The sequence below is a fragment of the Caulobacter sp. AVps18 genome (assembly GCF_058681425.1).
The window spans coordinates 3,648,942-3,671,648 of record NZ_CM178737.1 but is presented as its reverse complement, the minus strand read 5'-3'; the positions used below and the strand labels follow the sequence as shown (position 1 = coordinate 3,671,648).

At 66.7% G+C, this 22,707-nt stretch carries 21 protein-coding genes and 1 tRNA gene; 7 read left to right on the top strand and 15 right to left on the bottom strand.

Going from position 1 to position 22,707, the window contains the following annotated elements; all coding sequences use genetic code 11:
- Positions 1 to 159 precede the first annotated feature (159 nt).
- Positions 160 to 936, top strand: coding sequence for an SDR family NAD(P)-dependent oxidoreductase (locus ACW179_RS16755; RefSeq protein WP_492060599.1), 777 nt, complete (start codon positions 160 to 162; stop codon positions 934 to 936).
- 109 nt (positions 937 to 1,045) lie between these two features.
- Here the strand turns inward: ACW179_RS16755 and ACW179_RS16750 are convergent, their stop codons facing one another.
- The 6 genes from ACW179_RS16750 to ACW179_RS16725 all read right to left on the bottom strand — a co-directional run bounded on the left by ACW179_RS16750 (position 1,046) and on the right by ACW179_RS16725 (position 6,825).
- On the bottom strand, positions 1,046 to 2,194 hold the full coding sequence (locus tag ACW179_RS16750; protein WP_492060598.1) for an acyl-CoA dehydrogenase family protein: 1,149 nt from the start codon (positions 2,192 to 2,194) through the stop codon (positions 1,046 to 1,048).
- A gap of 7 nt (positions 2,195 to 2,201) precedes the next feature.
- Positions 2,202 to 3,374 carry an acyl-CoA dehydrogenase family protein gene (locus ACW179_RS16745; protein ID WP_492060597.1) on the bottom strand — a complete coding sequence of 391 codons (1,173 nt, stop codon included), beginning with the start codon at positions 3,372 to 3,374 and terminating at the stop codon, positions 2,202 to 2,204.
- A 13-nt stretch (positions 3,375 to 3,387) separates the two neighbouring features.
- Complete coding sequence (locus tag ACW179_RS16740) at positions 3,388 to 4,269, bottom strand: SMP-30/gluconolactonase/LRE family protein (RefSeq protein WP_492060596.1); 882 nt, start codon at positions 4,267 to 4,269, stop codon at positions 3,388 to 3,390.
- Positions 4,266 to 4,907 (bottom strand): SDR family oxidoreductase, encoded by a 642-nt coding sequence (locus tag ACW179_RS16735; protein ID WP_492060595.1) that lies wholly within the window; start codon positions 4,905 to 4,907, stop codon positions 4,266 to 4,268. Before ACW179_RS16735 ends, ACW179_RS16740 begins: the two co-directional genes overlap by 4 nt.
- Positions 4,904 to 5,647, bottom strand: a complete 744-nt coding sequence (locus tag ACW179_RS16730; RefSeq protein WP_492060594.1) for an SDR family NAD(P)-dependent oxidoreductase — start codon at positions 5,645 to 5,647, stop codon at positions 4,904 to 4,906. Before ACW179_RS16730 ends, ACW179_RS16735 begins: the two co-directional genes overlap by 4 nt.
- Positions 5,648 to 5,721: 74 nt before the next feature.
- Positions 5,722 to 6,825 (bottom strand): NADH:flavin oxidoreductase, encoded by a 1,104-nt coding sequence (locus ACW179_RS16725; RefSeq protein ID WP_492060593.1) that lies wholly within the window; start codon positions 6,823 to 6,825, stop codon positions 5,722 to 5,724.
- A 222-nt stretch (positions 6,826 to 7,047) separates the two neighbouring features.
- Here ACW179_RS16725 and ACW179_RS16720 point away from each other — a divergent pair, with 222 nt between their 5' ends.
- Entirely contained in the window at positions 7,048 to 8,646 is a 1,599-nt protein-coding gene (locus ACW179_RS16720; RefSeq protein ID WP_492060592.1) for an acyl-CoA synthetase, read from the top strand.
- A 3-nt stretch (positions 8,647 to 8,649) separates the two neighbouring features.
- Here the strand turns inward: ACW179_RS16720 and ACW179_RS16715 are convergent, their stop codons facing one another.
- On the bottom strand, positions 8,650 to 9,507 hold the full coding sequence (locus ACW179_RS16715) for an acyl-CoA thioesterase (protein ID WP_492060591.1): 858 nt from the start codon (positions 9,505 to 9,507) through the stop codon (positions 8,650 to 8,652).
- 199 nt (positions 9,508 to 9,706) lie between these two features.
- On the opposite strand from ACW179_RS16715, the gene ACW179_RS16710 reads away from it, so the two are divergent.
- Together ACW179_RS16710 and ACW179_RS16705 are read left to right on the top strand one after the other, a co-directional pair.
- Positions 9,707 to 11,332, top strand: coding sequence for a flavin-containing monooxygenase (locus ACW179_RS16710; RefSeq protein ID WP_492060590.1), 1,626 nt, complete (start codon positions 9,707 to 9,709; stop codon positions 11,330 to 11,332).
- A gap of 263 nt (positions 11,333 to 11,595) precedes the next feature.
- Positions 11,596 to 13,194 (top strand): ATP-binding protein, encoded by a 1,599-nt coding sequence (locus ACW179_RS16705; RefSeq protein ID WP_492060589.1) that lies wholly within the window; start codon positions 11,596 to 11,598, stop codon positions 13,192 to 13,194.
- Positions 13,195 to 13,272: 78 nt separating this feature from the next.
- Here the strand turns inward: ACW179_RS16705 and nhaA are convergent, their stop codons facing one another.
- Positions 13,273 to 14,499: a Na+/H+ antiporter NhaA gene (gene nhaA, locus ACW179_RS16700; RefSeq protein ID WP_492060588.1), complete on the bottom strand. Its 1,227-nt coding sequence runs from the start codon at positions 14,497 to 14,499 to the stop codon at positions 13,273 to 13,275.
- Between the two features lie 109 nt (positions 14,500 to 14,608).
- Positions 14,609 to 14,682: transfer RNA gene (locus ACW179_RS16695), tRNA-Cys, on the bottom strand.
- Positions 14,683 to 14,904: 222 nt separating this feature from the next.
- Between ACW179_RS16695 and egtB the strand changes: the two genes are divergently transcribed.
- On the top strand, positions 14,905 to 17,088 hold the full coding sequence (gene egtB / locus ACW179_RS16690; RefSeq protein ID WP_492060587.1) for an ergothioneine biosynthesis protein EgtB: 2,184 nt from the start codon (positions 14,905 to 14,907) through the stop codon (positions 17,086 to 17,088).
- Between the two features lie 92 nt (positions 17,089 to 17,180).
- On the opposite strand, the gene ACW179_RS16685 is transcribed toward egtB, so the two are convergent.
- Positions 17,181 to 17,390, bottom strand: coding sequence for a con-10 family general stress protein (locus ACW179_RS16685; protein ID WP_492060586.1), 210 nt, complete (start codon positions 17,388 to 17,390; stop codon positions 17,181 to 17,183).
- A gap of 23 nt (positions 17,391 to 17,413) precedes the next feature.
- Complete coding sequence (locus ACW179_RS16680) at positions 17,414 to 17,566, bottom strand: hypothetical protein (protein WP_492060585.1); 153 nt, start codon at positions 17,564 to 17,566, stop codon at positions 17,414 to 17,416.
- A gap of 72 nt (positions 17,567 to 17,638) precedes the next feature.
- On the opposite strand from ACW179_RS16680, the gene ACW179_RS16675 reads away from it, so the two are divergent.
- The gene (locus ACW179_RS16675) at positions 17,639 to 18,358 is read left to right on the top strand and encodes a DUF1345 domain-containing protein (RefSeq protein WP_492060584.1); all 720 of its coding nucleotides are present in this window, start codon (positions 17,639 to 17,641) and stop codon (positions 18,356 to 18,358) included.
- Between the two features lie 6 nt (positions 18,359 to 18,364).
- Here the strand turns inward: ACW179_RS16675 and ACW179_RS16670 are convergent, their stop codons facing one another.
- The 3 genes from ACW179_RS16670 to ACW179_RS16660 all read right to left on the bottom strand — a co-directional run bounded on the left by ACW179_RS16670 (position 18,365) and on the right by ACW179_RS16660 (position 21,461).
- Positions 18,365 to 19,045, bottom strand: a complete 681-nt coding sequence (locus ACW179_RS16670) for a hypothetical protein (RefSeq protein WP_492060583.1) — start codon at positions 19,043 to 19,045, stop codon at positions 18,365 to 18,367.
- A gap of 218 nt (positions 19,046 to 19,263) precedes the next feature.
- Positions 19,264 to 20,700 (bottom strand): ATP-binding protein, encoded by a 1,437-nt coding sequence (locus ACW179_RS16665; protein ID WP_492060582.1) that lies wholly within the window; start codon positions 20,698 to 20,700, stop codon positions 19,264 to 19,266.
- Positions 20,697 to 21,461 (bottom strand): response regulator, encoded by a 765-nt coding sequence (locus ACW179_RS16660; protein ID WP_492060581.1) that lies wholly within the window; start codon positions 21,459 to 21,461, stop codon positions 20,697 to 20,699. Before ACW179_RS16660 ends, ACW179_RS16665 begins: the two co-directional genes overlap by 4 nt.
- A 188-nt stretch (positions 21,462 to 21,649) precedes the next feature.
- On the opposite strand from ACW179_RS16660, the gene ACW179_RS16655 reads away from it, so the two are divergent.
- Entirely contained in the window at positions 21,650 to 21,895 is a 246-nt protein-coding gene (locus ACW179_RS16655) for a hypothetical protein (RefSeq protein ID WP_492060580.1), read from the top strand.
- A 10-nt stretch (positions 21,896 to 21,905) separates the two neighbouring features.
- On the opposite strand, the gene ACW179_RS16650 is transcribed toward ACW179_RS16655, so the two are convergent.
- Positions 21,906 to 22,625, bottom strand: a complete 720-nt coding sequence (locus ACW179_RS16650; RefSeq protein WP_492060579.1) for an MBL fold metallo-hydrolase — start codon at positions 22,623 to 22,625, stop codon at positions 21,906 to 21,908.
- Positions 22,626 to 22,707 lie beyond the last annotated feature (82 nt).

Genomic DNA, 22,707 nt, shown 5'->3' with positions numbered 1-22,707 from the left:
GATCCTCGGACATCTGGCGGCGGTCGAAGGACCGCCGTCTTTTTTTGCGCGCATCACGTCGGTGATGTTTTCGGTTCGCAGGGCGCAAGCGCGGGCGGTTGGGGAAGAGCGGGCTAATCATGAAGCTCAAGACCGATCAGGCTCTTCGCCGGTCGAAAAATGCTGCAGGAGGAAACGATGGGTTGTCGCCTAAAGGGACGGGTCGCTGCGGTGACGGGCGCTTCGAGGGGCTTGGGCCGGGCGACTGCAGCCATGCTCGCCGCCGAGGGGGCATTTGTCGCCCTGCTGGATCTGAAGGCGCACTGGGCCCAGGCGGCGGCCGACGAGATCCTCGCCGCCGGCGGGCAGGCCCTGGGGCTGGGCTGCGATGTCTCTGATCGCGAGGCGCTGACCGCGACCCTGGGCTCGATCCATGAACAGCACGGCCGCTTCGACGTCCTGGTGAACAACGCCATGTGGAATGTCTACGAGCCCCTGGCCGACATCCGGCCGGAAAGCCTTGACCGCATGGTCGGCGTGGGCTTCTCGGGCGTGATCTGGGGCATGCAGGCAGCTGCCCCCCTGATGGCCGCTTCGGGCGGCGGCTCGATCATCAACATCGCGTCGGTCAGCGCGCTTTTGGGTATCCCCAACGGCATCGCCTACTGCGGCGTGAAGGCCGCCGTCGCCGGCATGACCCGCGCGGCCGCTGCCGAGCTGGGCGGCTCCAACATCCGCGTCAACGCTGTGGCACCGTCGACGGTGGACACCGAGGGTGTGCGCCGGGTGGTCTCCGAAGAGCGCATCGCCATGCGGATCGGTCAGACCCCGCTGGGGCGGCTGGGCACGACCGAGGACATCGCCAAGGCGGTTCGCTATCTGGCCTGCGACGACAGCGACTTCGTTACCGGCCAGATGCTCACCGTCGATGGCGGTCTGGCCACCGCCCTGTCCTGAAAAAAGCGGCGTCGGATGACATCATCCGACGCAGGCAAGGGTTCTCACAGTCACAGATCTGGCGCGCGCCGGGGGAGGCGGATCAGGCCTCGCCCGGCGCGCTTTGGCTTCAAGCGGCGATCGCGCCCGGCTTCAGGCTGGTCGCCAGCTCGGTTCGATGATGGTCGGCATTGCCGAACGCCATGTCGATCATGATCAGCCGCTTGAGGTAGTGGGCCACCGCCAACTCCTCGGTAAAGCCGACGCCACCGTGCAGTTGCACCGCCTGGCGTCCCACATAGAGGCTGGTCTGGCCGACGCGGGCCTTGGCCGCCGAGATCACCTTGCGGCGGTCGGCGGAGGCTCCTGACAGGGCGATGGTCGCCAGATACATCATTGAGCGGGCTTCCTCGCAGGCGATCGCCATGTCGACCGCGCGGTGCTGCAGCGCCTGAAACGCGCCGAGCGTCTGGCCGAACTGCTTGCGGGTCTTGAGGTATTCCAGGGTCATCTCGCGGACGGCGTCCATGGCCCCGACGGCTTCGGCCAGGCGCGCGACCACGCCCCGGTCGACGGCGTCACGCAGCAGCGGAAAGCCCTCGCCCAGGCCGCCGATCAGAGTCTCGGCGGTCACCAGGACGCCATCCAGTTTCAGGCTGGCGTTGTGGCGGTTGTCCATGGCCCGGCTGCGCATGACTGTCAGGCCCGTCGCGTCGGCCGGGACCAGGAAAAGGCTCACACCTTCCGCGCTGTCGTCTGCCCCGGCCGTTCGGGCTGGAACGATGAACCAGTCGGCCGAGCCGCCGTCCAGGGCGTGGCTTTTCTCGCCGGTCAGCCGGAAGCCGCCGTCAACCGCTTCAGCGCGGGTGGCGATGCGGTTGAGATCGAAGCGGCCGCCAGGTTCCGCGTCGGCCAGGCTGATCACCACCTTGCCCTCGATCAGTCCCGAGGTGAGATCTGCGCGAACACCCTCGGTGGCGGCGGCGAGCAGGGCCGGCGCGATGACACCGGTCGAGACAAACGGCTCAAGCATCAGGTAGCGGCCCATCGCCTCGGCCACGACCATGGTTTCCACCGGGCCCGCACCCAGGCCGCCGTCTTCCTCGGGGACGTTCAGGGCCAGCCAACCCAGATCGGCGATGCGCCGCCAGCTGGCCGCGTCGTAGGCCTCGCCGCGTTCGACCCGGGCGCGCCAGGCGGGAAAGTCGCCGTTGTCGGCGCCGTAGCGCCAGGCGCTGTCTTTCAGGAGCTGCTGCTCTTCATAGAGATCGAAGTTCATGGGGACCTCAGAGACCGAGCGCCCGACGGGCGATGATGTTGCGTTGAATTTCGTTCGAGCCGCCGTAAATGCTGGTGACCCGGGAATAGATCATCCCCTTGGCCGGCCAGGCCTCGGGCGCCTCGAACGGGCCCAGCGGCGCAAAGGCCATGGCGTCGTAGCCCTGCAGCTCGACCCAATATTCGGTGATCTGCTGCAGCAGCTCGGACCAGCGGATCTTGATCATCGAGGCCCGGGGGCCGGAGTCCTGACCGGAGGTCGCCTCGGCCATGGTCCGCATGACCATGGCTTCCAGGGCCATCACTTCCAGTTCGAACTGAGCCAGGCGATCAGCGACGCGGGGATCGTCGAGCAGGCTGCGTCCGCCGACGACCGTCTCAGTTGCAACCTTGCGGGCGCCGCGCAGCTGTTGGGCCAGGCGCATGGTGGTTGCGGCCGTGACGCCGCGCTCGCGGTCCAGCAGGACCTTGCCGTAGCTCCAGCCCATGCCTTCCTCGCCCAGCAGGGCCGAGGGCGGAACACGCACATTGTCGAGGAAGACCTCGTTGGTGTGGTGGATCTCGTCCATCGTGACCACGGGGCGGATCGTCACGCCCGGCGTGTCGATATCGATCAGGAACAGCGAAATGCCGGCTTGCTTGCGGGCGTCCGGATCGGTGCGGGCCAGCAGGAACATCCGGTTGGCCACGTGGGCGTAGCTGGTCCAGGCCTTCTGGCCGTTGATCACATACTCATTGCCGTCCCGCACGGCGCGGGTCGACAGCGACGCCAGATCAGAGCCGGAGTTGGGCTCGGAATAGCCCTGGCACCACCAGTCGTCGCCAGACACGATGGCCGGCAGGTACCTGGCCTTCTGTTCGGGGCTGCCGAAGGTGAAGATGATCGGCCCGATCAGCTCCAAGCCCTGGTGAAACTGCACGGGGGCGTCGGCGCGCGAGGCCTCGGTCTCGAAGATGTAGAGCTGCGTCGGATCCCAGCCCGTGCCGCCATACGCTTTCGGCCAGGACGGCGCGCCCCAGCCGCGCGCATGCAGCAGCTTCTGCCACCGCGTGAACTCCTCGGGCTCCAGGCGCATGCCGGCGCGAACCCGGCTTTTGAACGACTCGGGGACGTTCTCGGCGAAGAAAGCGCGCACCTCGTCTCGGAAGGCGGACTGCTCCGGGGTCAGGTCAAGATTCATGGTTCACCGCGGGTCAGAGGAAACAACGGGTCTCGGCGATGCCGCGCACGCCAAGACCGTGGAACGCCATCAGGCGACCGGAAGCATCGACGTCGGTCTTCAGCCGGCCGCCGCTGTCGGAGATCGAGGTCACGTAGAGGATGTCGAGATCTTCGCCCCCGAAGGCCGGGCACGAACAGAAAGGGGCGGGGCTTTCGACGACCCGATCCAGGCGGCCCTCCGGCGAAATGCGGATCAGTTTCTGGGCCTGCACCAGGGCCAGCCAGATATAACCCTCGGCGTCGACCGTCGCTCCGTCCGGGGCGCTGCTGAAGCCTGTGGTGTCAAAGAAGTCGCGCTTCTCGCCCACCGCGCCGGTCTCGGCGTCATAGCTGAACGCCCAAACCATGTGGCGCAGGCTGTCGGCGAAATAGAGCGTGTCGCCGGTGGGGCTAAAGCAGGTGCTGTTGGCGATCTCGATCGGTTCGGTGGGCAGCACTTCCCAGGCGCCGCCGGCCGAGAAGCGATAGAGCTTGCCGATCCGTCCCGTCTCGTTGTGCATCGCCATCGTTCCGGTGACGAAACGGCCTTGGCGATCGGCCTTGCCGTCGTTGAAGCGTTCGATCGGTGCCAGCGTGTCGGGCAGGGCGATCGGCGTGAAGACGCCGGTGTCCAGTTGGACGCGATAGACCCCGTCCGCGAGGCCGGCGATCAGCTCGCCAGGGCGGCCCAGAACCACGCTGCCGATGGGCTTGGGCGCCGGAATTGTCGACTGCTCGCCCGTGAACGGGTCATAGCGCCAGATGGCGGGCGCCACGCTGTCGACCCAGTAGAGCAGGCCCGCCTCGGCGTCCCACAGCGGCGACTCGCCCAGCCGGCAGCGTTCCTTGCCAATGATCTCGACGGTGAACGTCATGACGGATCTCCTTTGCGTGGGGGAGTCGCGGAGGCCTCCGCGCGACGATCCTTCGCCTCGCGTATGCGAAGGCTCCGACCGCGATTGGCCAGAATGATCTCGCCATTGATGGCCTGGCTCTCGGGCGCGACCAGATAGGCGGCCAGATCCGCGATCTCGCCCGGAGGCGCACGCGTTGCGTCTGTGGCCAGATCCAGAGCGATGCAGTTGGCGCGATGGCCCGCGGCAAAGCCCTCAAGGGTCACGCACCTCATCAGCGCGACATGGGCCCCCGAGAAGGCGCAGGCGTCAGCGGCCCCCCAGGCACCGAGATAGCCCCGGTCACCGACCAGTACGATCGCGCCGTCGGGGTCCAGGCGGCCGAGCAGGGCACCCAGGGCTTCGAAGACATCCAGAAAATCGGCCAGCTGCGCATCAAGTCGTTCGTCAGTGATGTCGACGAACAGGCAAGGTGGCGGGCCCGCCGGCGCGACGATGACCGCAGCAGCCAGGCCATGTCCAAGGGCCGTAACCGCCGCTGCGTCCGGTCGGGCCAGCGCCACGACACCGCCCCGGGTATCGCGGCTCAGGCGTTCGGCGATCGCGTCGGCGACAGGCCCGCACCCGATGACCAGGATGGGAGAGTTCGAGGCCATCATAGCGGCGGCATCCCCAGCGATTTCCCGCCATCGGCCATCAGGATCTGACCATTGACGAAGCTGGCGTCGGGACCGGCCAGGACGCTGACGATCGCGGCGATCTCGACCGGATCGGCGGGAGCTCCGGTCGGCTCAAGCCTTTTCAACGCGCCCAGCATGTCCCCGAAGCCGTCGATCATCCGGGTGTCGACCATGCCGGGTGCGACCGCGTTCACGCGGACGCCGCGCCAGCGCAGCTCTATCGCCATCGCCCGGGTCAGCGACACGACGGCAGCCTTGGACGCCACATAGTGGGCGGCGCCGGCCCCGCCGAGATAGCCTCGCGAGGCAATGTTGATGATGCTGCCGCCGTTCGGCATCAGGCGGACGGCTTCCTGGGCGACCTTGATCGTCGCTACGAGGTTGACGCTCATCACGCGCTCGCAACTGGCGCGATCCACCTGACCGATCGGGTCAAGGGCCCCGCTGATCCCGGCGTTATTGACCAGGACAGCCAGCGTCTCGACACCGTCTAGCGCCTTGGTGACCGCGCCGCGATCACGGCAGTCGGCGACGGCGGTCCGGACAGTCAGTCCGCTCTCGCGCCAGTCGTTTGCGGACCGCGCAAGCTGGGTCTCGTCCGCGTCCAGCGCCAGAATGTCGAAGCCGTCAGCGCCAAGGCGCTCGACGATGGCGCGCCCGATGCCCTGGGCGGCCCCGGTGACCATGGCCAGTTGCGGCATGAATGAAGTCCTCCTCATGGCACCAAACGTCAGCCCCTTGGCAGGGTGGGCATGTGATCGTCGGCGGCGGCGCTAATCACATGGGTGATGGATCAGGCGAGGGTCTCGAGCGCTGCACGCGTGAAGCCGATCAGTCCGTTCGTCTCGCCGTCGCGGACCTTTTCCGCCCATCGCGGGTCGGCCAGCAGGGCGCGGCCCACCCCGACCAGATCGAAGTCGCCGCGCTCCAGCATCCCGTCGAGCCTGTCGAGGGAGGACGCGCCGATGACATCGACGCCTTCCCGCAAGCTGGCGACGACATCGCCGTCCAGGCCGACCGAGCCCACGGTCATGGTCGCCTTGCCGGTCAGCGCCTTGGTCCAGCCGGCCAGATTGAGGGGCGAACCCTCGAACTCCGGCTCCCAGAAGCGGCGCTGGGAGCAGTCGAAGACATCGACCCCCGCGTCGGCCAGGGGCTGAAGGAAGGCCGCCAGCTCGTCGGGTGAGTGGCAAAGGCGGGCCTTGTAATCGACCTGCTTGAACTGGGAGTAGCGGAAGAAGATCGGGAAGGCAGGCCCCACCGCGACCCGGCAGGCCTTGATAACCTCAATGGCGAAGCGCAGCCGATCGGTCATGCCGCCGCCATAGTGATCGCCGCGCTGGTTGGTCGCCGCCCAAAGGAACTGGTCGATCAGATAGCCGTGGGCACCGTGGATCTCGACGCCGCTGGCCCCGATCGACACGGCGTCGCGCGCGGCCTGGGCATAAGCCTCGATCGCGGTGCCGATCTCGTTCTCCGTCGCCGGTGCGCCGAAGCGGGTTCCAGGCTCGTAGATTCCCGAAGGCGAGAGCGAGGGGGTGTCGGGATTTGGCGGACCCGCCGTCAGCGAACGATGGCCGCCCATGTGCCAGAGCTGGGGGATGAACGCCGCGCCCGCAGCCTTCACCGACGCGGCGATCGTCTTCCATTCTTTAAGCGCAGCGCCGTGGAAGTGCGGGATGTCCGGATGGTCGACGGCAGCCGGATGGTCGATGGCTACGCCTTCCGTGATGATCACGCCGACGCCGGCTTCGGCGCGGCGTCGGTAGTAGTCGCCGACAGCCTGGGTCGGGAGGCCGGCGGGCGAGAAGCGGCGGGTCATCGGGGACATGACCACGCGATTTCGGAGCGCGAGGCCCGCAATGGTCGTCGGTGCGAAGAGCGTGGAAGCAGACACTGCATTCCTCCGGATGCGAATGGAGCCTGCCGCAGCATCGCGCTTGGGCGGCCCGGTCAGGTTTGCGCAACGACTAATCGTGGCCTGCCGGTGGGCGCACCAAAGTTCGCGCCGGGATCGCGCGCATCACCCACGTGATTTGTTGGCCGCGCGAGAGGGCTAACGCGGCGGCGATCCCCACGACCCATAGACCTTCGAGGGAAGAGACCTCGGGAGGCTGCCGTGCACTGGAACTATGGAGACATCTTCGACGCGGTCGCGCGCGCCGTCCCGGCCGATCGTCCTGCCCTGATCTGGCGCGATGTGGTCGTTACATGGGGCGAGTTCGACCGCCGCACCAACAACCTGGCAAAAGCCATGGTCGATCTTGGCCTCGAACCGGATGCGCGGATCGGCATCCTGTGCCGCAACCATCCCGCCTATCTCGAGTTCCTCGTGGCCGGCGTGAAGGCCCGCCTGCTGACCGTCAATCTGAACTATCGCTACACCGCCGACGAGATCGCCTACGTGCTGAATGACTGCAACGCCGAGGCGTTGTTCTACCAGTCGGACTTCGACGCGATGCTGGAGCCGCTGCAGGCCCGCCTGCCGGATGTTCGCGCCTGGGTGCGCATCGAGAACGAGCGGTCATCCGAGGTCGGTCCCGAAGGCACGCTGTCCTACGAGACCCTGGCGCGAACCGGCGATGGTCAGCCGCTGGACATCACCCGTTCGGGCGACGACGGCTATCTGCTCTATACGGGCGGCACGACCGGCAAGCCGAAGGGCGTCCATTGGTCGACCGATCAATCGCGCCGCGTCCAGCTGGAGTCGCCGCTGATCCCGCGCGCGCCGCAGTCGATGGACGAGCATGTCGAGGTTGTGCGCGTCACTGACAGCCGCATCATTCCGGCATGTCCCCTGATGCACGGATCGGGCAGCAACTCGGCCATGGGCGACCTGCTGAACGGCGGGACGGCGATCATCCTGTCCGGCGACAGGTTCGACGCCGCCCAGCTGTGGCGCGACGTCGAGACGCATCGTGCCACGCGGGTCTCGATCGTCGGTGATGTCTTCGCAAAGCCGATGCTCAAGGCGCTGGATGACGCGCCGGGCGTCTATGACCTGTCCAGCATGAGGGCGATCAGTTCGGCGGGGCTGACCTGGTCAAAGGAGGTCAAGGCGGGCCTGTTGCGACACATGCCCAATATCGCGCTCGTCGATATTCTGGGGGCGTCGGAAGCCTCGGGGCTGGGCTATTCGGTCGCCCGGGCCGGCAAGATCCCCGAGACGGGCGTCTTCGACGCCGCGCCCCTGACGGTGCTCATCGATCCGGACACGGGGACGGTGATGCCGAAGGACCGTCCGTCCGAGGGCTTCATCGCCCGCAGCGGGGCGATGGCCAACGGCTATTTCGGCGATCCCGAGAAGACCGCTGCCACCTACCGGACGATCGACGGCGTGCGCTATGCCGTGCCCGGAGATTTCGCGCGCTGGATGCCGCCCAACCAGTTCACCCTGATCGGACGGGGCAATCTGTCGATCAACACCGGCGGCGAGAAGGTCTTCCCCGAGGAGGTTGAGGAGGCCCTGAAGCTTCAGCCGGGCGTCGCCGACGTGCTGGTCGTCGGGCAACCCGACGACAAATGGGGCAAGATCGTCGTGGCGATCCTCAAGCCGGACGGCCTGTTTGACGAGGCGCGGGTGAGGGCGGGTTTGACCCAGACGCTGTCGGCCTACAAGCACCCCAAGCGCTTCGTTCTGGTGGACGCCGTGCCTCGGCACGAGAGCGGCAAGGCGGACTACCGAACCGCGCTCGCCCTGGCGGATCAGACCGTCTAGCCGTCAGCGCGGGCGAGGCGGCCAGGCGTTCATCGACTGGCCGCCGATCGCCATGAGCTCGCCGGTCCGGGCGAACAGGCGGATGTCGCCGTGGGCGAAGCCTGAGCGGATGCCCTGAATTCGGGCGTCGCAGAGGATCCAGTCGGTCTCGACGCGATGCACCACCCGCAGTGTGTTGTCCAGGCTGACGCCACCCAGGCCGCCGCCGAGCGCCTTGCTCAAGGCGTAGGGCGTGAAGTCCGCGAACAGGGCCAGTACGCTGATATCCATCGGAAGGTCCTGGCGCGCCCGCATCCAGAAGACCGCTCGCCCGCTGTCAGCCAGCCTTCCGGTCGGCTCGGCTTCCGCGAACGCGCCGGGCGCGATGCGCATCTCCAGGGTTTCCAGCAGCGTGCCGGGCTCCTGGCCATGAGGCCAAAGCTTTGCCATCTCGCAGGCCTCGGGCGGGGGAACCTCCGGAGCGCGATCCCAGGCATGGTCCAACGGCTCGTCGCGCACGCCCAGCGCCGCCGAGGCCAGGAAGATTTCCCGATCGCCCACGCGCCCGACGACGCGCGCCTGCGAGATCGTCCTACCGGGACCGGGAACCTCGACGGCCAATTCCAGAACTTCGCCGGGGCGGAGGGGACCGATGAACTGGATCGTCGACCAGATCACCGGGCGCTGGAGATGGTCTTCCAGCGCTGCCAGGGCCGAGCCGAAAAGTACGCCGCCGAAGACGAAGACATTGCCGGGCGGACCGACGCAAAGGCGTCTGTCGGCCTTCAGGATCTGGCGGGGAGAGCCGGTCTGCGCTTCGAAGCGCATCAGGCGCGAAGGCGGTTGGCTGAGGGGCGTCGCCGCAGTGGTCTTGTCGTTCATGTGTCTCCCCGCGCGGGGCCTCTGGGCCGTGGTCACAGATCGGCGCGCCAAGCGATGCGTCAGGTCCGGGATTCAGATCAAGGCGTGCGAGCACTGCCTCTCAACAGACACATCCGTGATGTTCGCGCGCCAAGGACCCCGCCACTGGCACGGCCTGGGTCAGGGCCGCAACAAGAGGACATCTATCAGGGAGATCGCCATGACCGCGCTGCAGCCGCCCTCAAGCCAAGAGCCGACCCGCATCGACGCTCTCGTGATCGGTGCCGGCTTTGGCGGCATGTACGCCGTTCACAAGCTGAGCGGCATGGGCCTGAACGTCAGGGGCGTCGAGGCCGGCGGTGACGTCGGCGGCGTCTGGTATTGGAACCGCTATCCCGGCGCGCGCTGCGACCTGATGAGCCTTGACTACTGCTACTCTTTCTCTTCGGAAATCGAGCAGGAATGGACCTGGAGCGAACAGTTCGCCGCCCAGACCGAAATCCTGGCCTATGCCAACTTCGTCGCCGATCGCCTGGACCTTCGTCGCCATTTCCTGTTCGAGACCTGGGTTACGGGCGCGGCCTATGACGAGGTGGCCAATGTCTGGCGCGTCACCACTGATGCTGGCCGCGTCTTCGAGGCGACGTACTGCGTGATGGCGTCCGGCCCGCTGTCGATCCCCAAAGGCGTTCCGTTCGAGGGCGCCGAGGACTTCAAGGGCGAAATCCTGCTTGCGGCCAAGTGGCCGCATACGCCTGTCAGCTTCGAAGGCAAGCGTGTCGGCCTGGTCGGAACCGGCTCGACAGGCATTCAGATCGTGCCGGAGGTCGCCCGGACCGCCGGAACGCTGACGGTTTTCCAGCGCACCCCCAGCTTCACCCTACCGATGCGCAACGTGGCTCTGGAGCCGGAGTACGTCGCCGAACTCAAGCGCAACTATGCGGGTATCCGCCAGGTCGCCCGCAACAGCCCGCTCGGCGGCGTTCGTCCGCAATCAACCCGGCCGTTCTTCAGCGTCACCTCCGAGCAGCGCCGAGCGCTCATGGAGGATTCCTGGGCGCGGGGCGGCCTGTCCTTCCTGGGCACGTTCTCGGACCTTCTGGTCAACGCCGAGGCCAACGAACAGGTCGCCGAGTTCGTCCGTGGAAAGATCAGTGAGGTCGTCGCCGATCCTGTGACCGCCGAGAAGCTGAAGCCGCGCGGCTACCCGATCTTCGCGCGCCGTCCGTGTCTCGACACCCACTACTACGAGACCTTCAACCTGCCGCACGTGACCCTGCACGACTGCCTGGAAAGCCCGATCATCAGGATCACTCCGGCCGGCCTGCTCACGGCTACCGGCGAGGTGGAGCTGGACACGCTGATCTTCGCCACCGGCTATGACGGTCTGACTGGCGCGCTCCTCAACTTCGACGTGGTGGGCCGGGGCGGCATGCAGCTGCGCGACAAGTGGCGCGACGGCGCCACGTCGCACCTGGGTCTGATGATCGCGTCATTCCCGAACCTGTTTCTGGTCTGCGGGCCCAATGGTCCGGCGGCGCTGGCCAACATCATCACTCTGGACCAGCAGAACATTGACTGGATTGCCGACGCGATCACCCACATGCGCGAGAAGGGTCTGGCCACCATAGAGCCGACTGAAGGGGCCGAGCAGGCGTGGATGGAGACCGTCTACGGTCTGGCCGGGCTGACGCTCGTTTCTAAGGCCAACACCTGGTACGTCGGCGGCAATATCAGCGGCAAGCCGCGCGGGCTGAGCATGTATACCGGTGGCTTCCAGCGCTACACGGAAGCGTGCCGGCTGGCCGCCGAGCACGGCTATCGGGATTTCGTTTTCCAGAAGTAGGTCGCATAGCTGGCGGTTCAGAGCCCCGGAGCGGTGAGCGCATAGCGCCGCCGCGATCCTGGAGCTTGGGACCGTCTGGCCGAGCGCGGCATCGCCATCCTCCGCAGCGACGGCTCTCTATGCGGTCAGGGTTGCCTAAAGAGGCATCCGGGCCCAGTCCCGCCGCGCCAAAAATCGCGTCCTTAACGAAGCCGCAATCGAGACCTAGTGTTGATGCGCAAGCTTGGGGCCGTCATCCTTGGCGCATCCAAGGATTCTCGCCCATGACACACGCGCCGTCAGTGAATCCGGAAACTGCCTCGGCGCCCGCGGTGCGCGACGAGCCGGTTCAGGACGTTACCACGTTTTTCGAGGTCTCCCTGGACCTGCTGGTTATCCGTAACCTGGAAGGCCAGGTGCTCAAGGCCAGTTCGTCGTGGTTCACCCAGTTGGGATATCGTCCCGAAGAGATGGAAGGCCAGCCACTTCTGCGCCTGGTGCATCCTGAAGATCTGCCCGCCACCCTGGGTAGCGTGGATGAGGTGGAAAAGCGCAGGGACGGAGATCCGGTGCTGGGCTTCATCAATCGCTATCGTCACAAGGATGGCCGCTATCGCACCCTGGAATGGCGTGCCCAGCGGGCTGGCGAGCGGATCTACGGCGTGGCGCGCGATGTCACTGACCGGGTAGCGGCCGAGCGCGAGCTGATTGAGGCCAAGGCGGCGGCCGAAGCGGCCAGCCGGGCCAAGTCTGACTTCCTCGCCAATATGAGCCATGAAATCCGCACGCCGCTCAATGGCGTGATCGGTATCATCGATGCATTGTCGCGCACCCCGCTCAGCGCTGAGCAGGCCGAGATGGTGGGGCTGGTTCGCGACTCCGGTGCCATGCTGGAGCGGTTGGTTTCCGACTTTCTCGATGTCTCCAAGATCGAGGCGGGACAGCTTCAACTGGAGAGCCGGCCGTTCGACCTGGACCAGGCACTGCGCCCCTGTATCGAGGTCATGCGCTATCGCGCCGAGGACAAGGGCCTGATCTTTGAGGTCGAGCGTGAGGTTGCCGCGCGCGGCCGCTTCGTGGGCGACAGCACGCGCATTGGCCAGATCGTCGGCAACCTGCTGTCGAACGCCGTCAAGTTCACCCAGGAGGGCAGGATCGTGCTGCGCATCGACCTGGTCGAGGCGATCGACTGCGCACACCTGACGCTGGTCGTCGAAGACACCGGTGTCGGCTTCGACGCCGACCACGCTGCCCGCCTGTTCACGCGATTCAGCCAGGCCGACGCGACGATCAGTCGCCGCTTTGGCGGAACGGGTCTTGGCCTCGCGATCTGCCGGTCTCTGGCCCAGATGATGGGAGGCGACATCTCCGCCACCTCGCAGCCTGGGCGCGGCAGTCGCTTTGTCGTGACCTTGCCGCTGCGCCGCGCCGAGACGCTGGCTGTCTATGATGCGCGCGCTACCCAGGCGATGACCCTGACCGAGGGGCTGATTGACCGTCCCCTGCGTGTTCTGCTGGCCGAAGATCACCCGACAAACCAGCGCGTCGTCCAGCTGATCCTGGCCAGCCAGGACGCTGACATCTGCACGGTGGAAGACGGACTTCAGGCGCTGGCGGCCTTCGCGTCGGGCCAGTTTGACGTCGTGCTGATGGACATGCAGATGCCGCACATGGACGGCCTGACAGCCACTCGCGCCATCCGCGCCCTTGAAGCCGAGCGCGGCAGCGCACCCACACCGATCATCATGCTCAGCGCCAACGCCATGGTCGAGCACCAGAACGAGGCTTTGGCCGCCGGTGCCGACCTGCACGTCGCCAAGCCGATCACCGCCGTCAATTTGCTGGCGGGAATCCAGGCGGTGACGACGGATGGTCTTTCCTGATCGGCGAGCTGGGCGCCGAAGCGTTGCAGGCCGGATGAGCGGCCGTTCAAGGCTCGCCTTGACGTGACCTGATTTCGTTCAGGCCAGATCGTCGACAGCGGCGAGTTTAGGGGGCTTGCACAGGCTCAGAATGGCCACCCCGACCAGGGCCGAGGCGAGCGATCCCACAAGCACTCCGATCTTGGTCTCGTCGACCAGCAACGGATCGCTGAAGGCCAGGTTGCCGATGAACAGGCTCATGGTGAAGCCGATGCCGCACAGCACCGCCACGCCATAGAGCTGGCCCGTCGTGGCGTCGCGCGGCATGTCGGCCCAACCCAGGCGCACAATGGCCATGGCGCTGAGGAAGACGCCCATCTGCTTGCCCACGAACAGCCCCAACGCCACGCCCAGCGGGACGGGGTCGAGCGCCGCCGACGGCGACATGCCCGCGAATGACAGCCCCGCATTGGCGAAGCCGAACAGCGGCACAATCACGAAGGCGACAGGCTTGTGCAGCGCATGCTCCAGGCGGTGCAGGGGCGAGGTCTCGTCATCCGGTGCCGAGGGGCTCTTGTGCAAGGGTATCAGCATGGCCAGGGCCACGCCGGCCAGGGTGGCGTGGACGCCCGATTCCAGCACGAACCACCACAGCACCAGTCCGCTCAGCAGGTAGGGCCACAGCGCCTTCACCTTCAGCCTGTTGAGGGCAAACAGCACGACCAGTATGCCGCCGGCGGCCAGCAGGGCGGCGAAGTGCAGTTGCGCGGTGTAGAACAGGGCGATGATCACGATGGCCGCGAGATCGTCCATGATGGCGATGGCGGTCAGGAAGATCTTCAGGGAACTGGGCACGCGTTTGCCCAGCAGGGCCAGTACGCCCAGGGCGAAAGCGATGTCTGTGGCCGAGGGGATCGCCCAGCCGGCGCGGCTGGCCGGCAGGGCGGCGTTGAACGCCAGATAGATCAGGGCCGGAACCACGATACCGCCCAGGGCCGCGACGCCAGGCAGGATGATTCGCGACGGCCGCGAAAGCTGTCCGTCCAGCACCTCGCGCTTGATCTCCAGCCCGACCAGCAGGAAGAACACCGCCATCAGCCCGTCATTGATCCAGTGCAGGGTGGTCTCGCGCAGGTGCAGGGGGCCGAGCGCGAATCCGAACTCGATCTTCAATGCCGCGAAGTAACCTGCCGCCAGGGGGGAATTGGCCACGATCAGGGCCAGGGCTGCGGCGGCCATCAGCACATAGCCGCCGGCCGCCTCGTTGTGCAGAAAAGCGCGCAGACCAGACAGGCGGCGGCGGGCGGCAGTTTTGAGCGTCGTCATGCTGAGGCGGCTCCGGGCGGCGGTAAGGACCGCTGCGACGGCCTGCGCGCATTGTATCAGGCTCGTCGGCCTGACCCAGCGAAACCGGTCGGGAGTTGATGGAAAAAGGTGGAGGCCCGGCCCGGAATCGAACCGGGGTGCACGGATTTGCAATCCGCTGCGTAACCACTCCGCCACCGGGCCATCCGGGTCAACGCAAGGTGCGTCAGCGAAGAGGGCGGATGGCTATCAGACCGGCGGCGTCGCTGCAATGGCTTCGTGACCCTCAATCGGCTGACGTCATGACAAGGCGGGTGGGGACGCCACTGCGGCCCTTGAATCCTGGCCAGGGAACACTGAAGGTCCCGCCTGCGTTGTGGTCGGCCGGGATTGACGACCGCCTGGCCTTGGCCGACAGGAGAGCCCATGAGCCCGGACGATCTGCAGGTATCGGATACCGTCGGGCCCGCACCCGGCCAGGATCTCGAACGCTATCGCGCGGTGCGGCGTCGCACCGAAGCGCTGGCTGCGCCGCTGTCGGCCGAGGATCAGGCTGCGCAGTCCATGCCGGACGCCAGCCCGACCAAATGGCATCATGGCCATACGACCTGGTTCTTCGAGACCTTCCTGTTGGTTCCCTATCTGGCCGGCTACCAGCTGTTTGATGTCCGGTTCGGCTATCTGTTCAATTCTTACTACGAGGCCCTTGGTCCGCGTCAGCCGCGACCGGCGCGGGGCCTTCTGACCCGACCGTCCTGCGCCGAGGTCGGCGCCTATCGCGCCCATGTCGACGCGGCGATGGCGCGGTTGCTGGCCGGCGGTTCGACGGAGGCCATGCGCCAGCGCCTGGATCTGGGCCTCGCCCACGAGGAGCAGCATCAGGAACTGATCCTGATGGACATCCTGCACCTGTTCGCCCAGTCGCCGCTGGAGCCTGCCTATCGCGCCCATCGGCCGACCGGGGCGGAGCCCTCGGCGTCTGTGGCCAGGTTTCTGCCGTTCGACGGCGGTCTGGTCGAGATAGGCGCGGGGCCCTCTGGCTTTGCCTTCGACAATGAACGCCCGCAACATCAGGTGTTTCTGGCCCCATATCGGCTGTGTGACCGCCTGACTACCAATGGCGAGTGGATCGCCTTCATCGAGGCCGGCGGCTATGAACGGCCCGAATTCTGGCTGTCGGAGGGCTGGGCCAGGGTGGTCGACGAGGCCTGGCGCGCGCCGCTTTACTGGCGACAGGAAGTGACAGGCTGGTCGGTCATGACGCTGGAGGGCCGCCGCCCCGTCGATCTGGCCGCCCCCGTCACCCATGTCAGCTATTACGAGGCTGCGGCCTATGCAGCCTGGGCGGGGCGACGGCTGCCGACCGAGGCAGAGTGGGAACATGCCGTGCGATCGCCCGGCCATGGGGGGCTGACCCAGGTCCAGGGCCATGCCTGGCAATGGACGGCCAGTGCCTACTGCCCCTATCCCGGCTTTCGTCCGGGACCCGGCGCGCTGGGCGAGTACAATGGCAAGTTCATGGTCAACCAGATGGTGCTGCGCGGCGGCTGCCTGACTACACCGCCCGGTCACGCGCGAGCGACCTATCGCAACTTCTTCCATCCTGAAAAGCGCTGGGCCTTTGCGGGGGTGCGGCTGGCCGATGATGGTCCGCATGACCTTGAGAGCCTGACCGACGCCGGGCCTGAGACGACCTCCGATTTCCTGGTCGATGTGCTGGCCGGACTGTCCGCGCCGACCAAGACCCTGCCCAGCAAGTATTTCTACGACGCCGAGGGCTCGAGTCTGTTCGAGGCCATTTGCGACCTGCCGGAATACTATCTGACCCGCACGGAGACGGCGCTTCTGCGCGAGATCGCGCCGGAACTGGCCGCGCGCCTGCCCGATGGGGCCGTGCTGGTCGAGTTTGGCAGCGGGGCCAGCGCAAAGACCCGCATTCTTCTCGACGCCGCGCCGCAACTTGCGGCCTATGCGCCCATCGATATCAGCAAGAGCGCCCTGGACGCCGCCACGGCAACGATCCGCAGAGACTATCCCCATCTGCAGGTCGCCGCCCTGGTGGATGATTTCACAAGAGCGCTGCGCCTGCCGGTTTCAGTGGCCGGGACACGGGCGGCGGGCTTCTTTCCGGGCTCGACCCTGGGCAATTTTCCTCCGCCCGAGGCCGAGGATTTCCTGCGGAGAGCCGGCGGGCTGCTGGGAGAGGGGGCAACCCTGATTCTGGGCGTTGATGTCGCCAAGGGCGGCGACGTTCTGATCCCGGCCTATGATGACGCCCAGGGCGTCACGGCGGCGTTCAACCTCAATGTGCTGGCCCGCATCAATCGCGAGCTTGAAGGGACATTCGACCTGCAGGCTTTCCGCCATCAGGCGATCTGGAACGCGCTGGAGAGCCGCATCGAGATGCATCTGGTCAGTACGGTCGACCAAGAGGTTCGCGTGGCGGGCCGCCGCCTGAGCTTTGCGGCCGGCGAGACGATCCACACGGAAAATTCCTACAAGTACCGGCCGGCCGACCTCGCGGAGATCATCACGCGTGCGGGCTGGCGCATCGACCAACGCTGGGAAAGCCCGGCCCCTGCCTTCGCGATCTACAGCCTGACGCGATAGGGGCTACCCAAACGCAAAAAGGCGCCGGAACCCCGCATGGGTTCCGGCGCATGTCCGATCGGGCGCGGCGCGTCGAAAGGGCGCCGAGGGATTCAAAGGGCCCCATCGCCCCCTGGACGCAGACTGCGGGACGAGGAGCCGCCCTTGCGACCTGCATTGGCGGCCAGATCGCGGTCTTTCGCGAAGCTGCGCTTTTCGCTGGGCACGCTTGCCCCGCCCTTTCGGGCGATCTCGCGGCGACGTTCGGGGTCCATGGCGGCGAAGCCGCGGCGGCCACGGGGCCGTTCGCTGTCGAGGTCCATATGGTGCTCCTAATCGAAACTGATCACGTGTTGGATGCGCGGGACGCGGCGCCATAGGGACGATCGTCCCCAGGTTCGACCGGCGGCGACGGCATCGGGTCTTCCTCGGGCGTCGATCCCGGATCGTATTCGGGAGGTCCGGGATCGACGGGAGGCGGTGCGTCGGGGTCGGTCATGGTGTCGTGTCCTGCGCGTTCTGGTGAAGTAACCAGCGAAGTCGCGTTAGGTTTCACGGCAAAGACAGGTAATTGCATCCGCACCTATTCTGGGTGGTGGAAAAGGAACTGATGATTGTGGGCAGGCACAGTGAAACGAAGGCCGTTGCGACGCCCATGGCGGCGCATTGGCGCTTGCTGGTCGGTGGACTTGCTGGCCTGGCGGGTTGGGCTGGCGCCGTGATGCTTGGCGCGCCACGCGGTTCGCACCTGCTGGTGGGATGGGATATCGGCGCGGCGACCTACTTGGCGCTGATGTGGCGGCTGTTCCTGACCGCCGACAAGGCTCAGGTGCGCCAGAGGGCCGCCCGTGAGGACGAGGGCCGATCCATGCTGTTGCTGATCGTGCTGGCCGCGATCCTGGCCAGCCTTGGCGGGGTGATCGACGCCATGCTGGCCGCCAAGGATGCTGCGGTAGAGGGGCGGGTGTTCATCACGGCCTGCGCCGGGGCCACCCTGGTGCTGTCTTGGCTGGTCCTGCAGACCATCTTCGTGCCCCACTACGCCCATCGCCATTTCGGCGACGGGGCGGGCAAGGGCGGCATCGGCTTTCCCGGCGAGCCGCCCGGCAGCTACATGGATTTTGTCTATCTGGCGTTCAGTGTCGGCGCGACCTTCCAGGTGTCGGACAACACCATCCTGACCTCGCGTCTGCGCCGGCTGGTCACTGCCCATGCGGCTGCCGCCTTCGTTTACAACACGGCCATCCTGGCGTTGGGCATCAACATCATAGCCAGCGTCGTGGGGGGCTGAGGCGCGTCAGCGTCGGGGGCGACCTTGCATGGGCGTGGGCGGCAGTTCGGCCGGTCGCAGCATGCCGTCCTTGTCGAGGTCCAGCAGCGCAAAGCGCGACCTTGCCGCCTTAAGGGCCTCGTCGCGGGAAATCCTGCGATTGAAGTCTGCGTCAGCGCCCATCACGGGCTGGGGCTCGGCCAGCAGGCTGTAGGGAGTCGCGCCCTGCAAGGCACCGCCCATCGGTCCACCCTTGCCGCCGCCGCCAGGACCGCGACCTCCGCCGCCCGGAGGCCGACCACGACCAGCGGGGGGCCGTTCGCCGGATGGCGCAAACCCGGCGCCGTGGAGGATTTCGGGCGCGACATCCTTCTCGTAAGCCGAGACCTCGAAGCCGTCGATGATGCTGTCATGATCGCTGTCCAGCACGGCGAAAAAGCGCGCAGCATCGGCCACGAACTCCTCGCGCGACAGGGCCTGATCATGGTCGCTGTCTGCGCCGGTCAGCCAGGCTGCGACGGGATAGGCCGCGCCGGCCGCCGCGCGGAAGGGCTCGCCTGCCGGACTGATGAACAGCTGCAGGCGAGGGCGGGGCGGCCCTTCGCGAGCGCTGCCGTCCTGCATCGCTGCATGGCTGCTGGTGGCCATCGCCAGGGTGATCAGGGCGGAGGCAGCCAGGGTCAGGGCGGCTGGTACGCGAGATGTCATGGGGGAACTCCTTCCCCCTGCATCAAGCCTGGCCAGATTGCGGGCGAATGTCAGGTCGGCCGTATCGTCTAGCGGGGGCGCAACAAACGGCAAGCCGGCGCTAGAGCGCGTTCCGAAAAGTGGGAACCGGTTTTCGGGACGAAACGCGCGTGAAAACAAAAGACTAGAGCGGGTGATCTGATTCCATCAGATCGCAACCCGCTCTAGCGACGCAGGTGTCAGATCGGCAGTCTTACGCAGGCGCGCAGCCCGCCTTCGGGACGGTTGATCAGGATCACGTCGCCGCCGTGGGCGCGGGCCAGAGAGCGCACGACCGCCAGACCCAGGCCGATGCCGCCGGTCTCGCGATTGCGCGATGGCTCGCCCCGGAAGAAGGGTTCGAACACGCGCTCCAGTTCGGTGGGCGGGATGCCGGGGCCGTCGTCGTCGATCTCGATGATCGCCATGTCGCCGTCCGCGAAGACCCTGCCCCGAGCCACCTGGCCGTACTTCAGGGCGTTCTCGACCAGATTGGCCACCAGGCGCTTGAGGGCGATCGGATCGCCCTCGATGACGATCTTCTCGGCGCGTTCCACCGTGGCCTTGCCACCGGTTTCGGCGGCTTCATCAACCACGCTTTCCAGCAGCGAGGCCAGTTCCAGCCTGGTACGCTCGGCCGGGCGGGTGGTGTCGCGGACAAACGCCAGGGCAGCCGAAATCATGGCCTCCATCTGATCGATGTCGCTGGAGAGCTTGGCCCGAACGTCGTCGGGCGTGGCCTCGATCCGAAAGCGCAGCCGGGTCAGGGGCGTCCGCAGATCGTGGGCGATGGCCCCGATCATGGCGGTTCGATCCTCGACATAACGCCGCAGACGCTCCTGCATCATGTTGAACGCGTTGACGGCCGCGATCACCTCGGCCGAGCCCGAAAGTTCCAGCGGCGCGGCGCGCGGGTCGCGGCCCAGGCGCTCGGCGGCGTCGGCGAAGGCCGTGATCGGACCGGCCAACCGACGGGCAAACAGCCAGGCCAGGGGCGAGACCGCCAGGATCGACAGTGCCAGGATCAGCAGGATCCGCTGCTGCCAGCTGTCGAGGCGGAAGGTCGCCTTGGGTTCGACCACCATCCAGTGACCGTCGGCCTGACGGACGCCCAGTTCGAAGTCGCCAAAGATCAGGGGTTCTTCGCGGGATCCGGCACCGCGCGCGTCGCCCTCGCCGGGCGGCGGGGGCGGCATGTTGCGCCCCATATAGGGGCCGCGACCGTTCGGGCCATTGCGTCGAGGATCAGGCTGAGCCTGGCCTTCCGAGCCCGGAACCTTGTTGAACCGCCGGACAAAGAAGCGCGGACCGTTGTCGGTCACGATCTCGATGCGGGCGGGTGCGACGTCGATCGCCTTGCCGATTGCAGCCTTGAATTCGGCGCGGCGCGGATTGTCCGGGCCGCCAGACCGCATCTTGCTCTGGCGCTTGATCACCAGCTGGCGACCGTCACGGGTCTGGATGGTCTGGCCGGTCTTGAGGGCGCGGGTGATCTCCGACTGCCGGTAGAACTCCGGCGGTGGTGGCGGCAGGGTGAAGATGACCGCGATGGCGACCAACTGCGCCGCCACCAGGGTCAGGATCACCAGACCCAGGGCCTGGACGAAGAGGGGCGCGGCGCGCCGGCCGGGGTTCATGGCGTGCGGATGACCTTGGCGGTGAACATATAGCCTTCGCTGCGGATTGTGCGGATCAGTTCGCTGCCGCCGCCGTCGTCCAGCTTGCGGCGGAGACGGCTGATCTGGACGTCGATGGCCCGGTCATAGGCGTCGCTGTCGCGGCCTCGGGCAAGGTCCAGAAGCTGGTCGCGGGTCAGCACCCGTTGTGGGCGTTCCACGAAGGCCCGCAGCAGCGAGAACTCGCCGCTTGAAAGGTTGACCACGACCGACTGCGGCGAGCGCAGTTCGCGGCGCACAAGGTCAAGCCTCCAGCCGGCGAACTCACAGGCTGCACCCATGGCGTCGTCATTGCTGCGGGGTTCCTGCCGTCGGCGCAGCACGGCGCGGATGCGCGCCAGCAGTTCGCGCGGATTGCACGGCTTGGGCAGATAGTCGTCAGCGCCCAGTTCCAGCCCGACGATGCGGTCGGTTTCCTCGCCCATGGCCGACAGCATGATGATGGCCGGGCCATCCTGCGCCGAGAGGCGCCGGCAGATGGCCAGGCCGTCCTCGCCGGGCAGCATGACGTCCAGCACCACCAGATCGACCGGCCCGCGGGCCAGGACCTGTTCCATGGTGCGGGCGTCCTGCGCCGTCTCGACCGCGTAGCCGTGCCGTCCCAGGAAGTCGGACACGACGTCGCGAATGCCAGGATCGTCATCGACGATGAGGATGCGGGGCGCCGCGCCGCGCGGGGCGTCCGGATCGGCCGAAGGGCCTGTCTGTTGGATGGTCTCCATGAGACGCTCCTGCCATGTCCCCGTGGCGCTCAGATTTCACGCCTGAAACAGCGGCGCAACCCGCTGGTTCAATTTGAGCGTCAATGGCTTGCGAGCCACGCGACTTTTACAGAGCCGATCCTGTCACGGTCGGGCGGGAACAAACGGTCGCCCGGAACGGTATCTCTTTTCGCATGAAGGAGACCGCCATGACCCCCGCCGACAACGATTCCGAAGACGTCGATCTGGCCGTGACCTTCGACGAGGATAACCAGAATCTGGCCGGCGAGGGCGAGATGAAGACCTTCGAGGAATTGCCGCAGGTCCTGGACGTCACCTCGGCCGAGGGGGACGCCGACAATGACGACGCCCTGATCGCCGAAGACCTCGACGACGACGAGATCATCGCCCTCGAGCGCGAGGCGCTGGACGAGGCCGAGGAAGAAGACGTCTGAAGGGCGGCGTTCAGCCCGGCGACATGTTCTTGGGAATGACGAAGTCCGCGCCTTGGACGTTGGCGGCCTCTATGGCCAGATCGCTGACATAGGGGTTGCTGCGTCGCTCGGCGGCGAAGCTGGACATCCCGCCATGGCCGGGCACGAAGCGCACGTCACCGCCCAGCGGCCAGAGCTTCTGGGTGATCGAATCCAGCAGGTCCTGGTGATTGCCGCGCGGAAAGTCGGTGCGGCCGATCGAGCCCTGGAACAGCACGTCGCCCACCTGGGCAAAGCGCGCCTCGCGGTGGAAGAACACCACGTGGCCGGGCGTGTGGCCGGGGCAGTGATAGACCTCGAACTGGGTCTCGCCCAGGGTCACCACATCGCCGTCTTCCAGCCAGCGGTCGGGAACGAAGATGCGGGCTTCGGGAATGCCATACATCTCGCCGCTGGTTTGAATCTGGTCGATCCAGAACTGGTCGTCCTTGTGAGGTCCCTCGATGGGAATCCCGGTCAGCTGCTTCAGCTCGGCCGCGCCACCAGCGTGGTCCATGTGTCCGTGGGTGATCCAGATCTTTTCCAGGGTCAGGCCCTGGTCGGCCAGGGCGCGCATCAGGCGCGGCACCTCACCGCCGGGGTCAATCACGGCGGCCTTCATCGTCCTGGCGCACCAGACGATGGTGCAGTTCTGCTGCAGGGGCGTGACGGGCGCGATGACGGCGCGAATGGGAGACTGGGTCTGGCTCACGGGAACTCCTTGATCCTGCCAACATAGGCGCTGGCGAGCGCGCAAGAAAGAAGGCCCGGGATCGCTCCCGGGCCTTCCACCT

Excerpts from the sequence above, each read along its gene's own strand:
- ACW179_RS16755 (WP_492060599.1), top strand. The coding sequence starts at position 160 with ATGCTGCAGGAGGAAACGATGGGTTGTCGCCTAAAGGGACGGGTCGCT.
- ACW179_RS16750 (WP_492060598.1), bottom strand. The coding sequence starts at position 2,194 with ATGAACTTCGATCTCTATGAAGAGCAGCAGCTCCTGAAAGACAGCGCC.
- ACW179_RS16745 (WP_492060597.1), bottom strand. The coding sequence starts at position 3,374 with ATGAATCTTGACCTGACCCCGGAGCAGTCCGCCTTCCGAGACGAGGTG.
- ACW179_RS16740 (WP_492060596.1), bottom strand. The coding sequence starts at position 4,269 with ATGACGTTCACCGTCGAGATCATTGGCAAGGAACGCTGCCGGCTGGGC.
- ACW179_RS16735 (WP_492060595.1), bottom strand. The coding sequence starts at position 4,907 with ATGATGGCCTCGAACTCTCCCATCCTGGTCATCGGGTGCGGGCCTGTC.
- ACW179_RS16730 (WP_492060594.1), bottom strand. The coding sequence starts at position 5,647 with ATGAGGAGGACTTCATTCATGCCGCAACTGGCCATGGTCACCGGGGCC.
- ACW179_RS16715 (WP_492060591.1), bottom strand. The coding sequence starts at position 9,507 with ATGAACGACAAGACCACTGCGGCGACGCCCCTCAGCCAACCGCCTTCG.
- ACW179_RS16710 (WP_492060590.1), top strand. The coding sequence starts at position 9,707 with ATGACCGCGCTGCAGCCGCCCTCAAGCCAAGAGCCGACCCGCATCGAC.
- ACW179_RS16705 (WP_492060589.1), top strand. The coding sequence starts at position 11,596 with ATGACACACGCGCCGTCAGTGAATCCGGAAACTGCCTCGGCGCCCGCG.
- nhaA (WP_492060588.1), bottom strand. The coding sequence starts at position 14,499 with ATGACGACGCTCAAAACTGCCGCCCGCCGCCGCCTGTCTGGTCTGCGC.
- egtB (WP_492060587.1), top strand. The coding sequence starts at position 14,905 with ATGAGCCCGGACGATCTGCAGGTATCGGATACCGTCGGGCCCGCACCC.
- ACW179_RS16685 (WP_492060586.1), bottom strand. The coding sequence starts at position 17,390 with ATGGACCTCGACAGCGAACGGCCCCGTGGCCGCCGCGGCTTCGCCGCC.
- ACW179_RS16680 (WP_492060585.1), bottom strand. The coding sequence starts at position 17,566 with ATGACCGACCCCGACGCACCGCCTCCCGTCGATCCCGGACCTCCCGAA.
- ACW179_RS16670 (WP_492060583.1), bottom strand. The coding sequence starts at position 19,045 with ATGACATCTCGCGTACCAGCCGCCCTGACCCTGGCTGCCTCCGCCCTG.
- ACW179_RS16665 (WP_492060582.1), bottom strand. The coding sequence starts at position 20,700 with ATGAACCCCGGCCGGCGCGCCGCGCCCCTCTTCGTCCAGGCCCTGGGT.
- ACW179_RS16660 (WP_492060581.1), bottom strand. The coding sequence starts at position 21,461 with ATGGAGACCATCCAACAGACAGGCCCTTCGGCCGATCCGGACGCCCCG.
- ACW179_RS16655 (WP_492060580.1), top strand. The coding sequence starts at position 21,650 with ATGACCCCCGCCGACAACGATTCCGAAGACGTCGATCTGGCCGTGACC.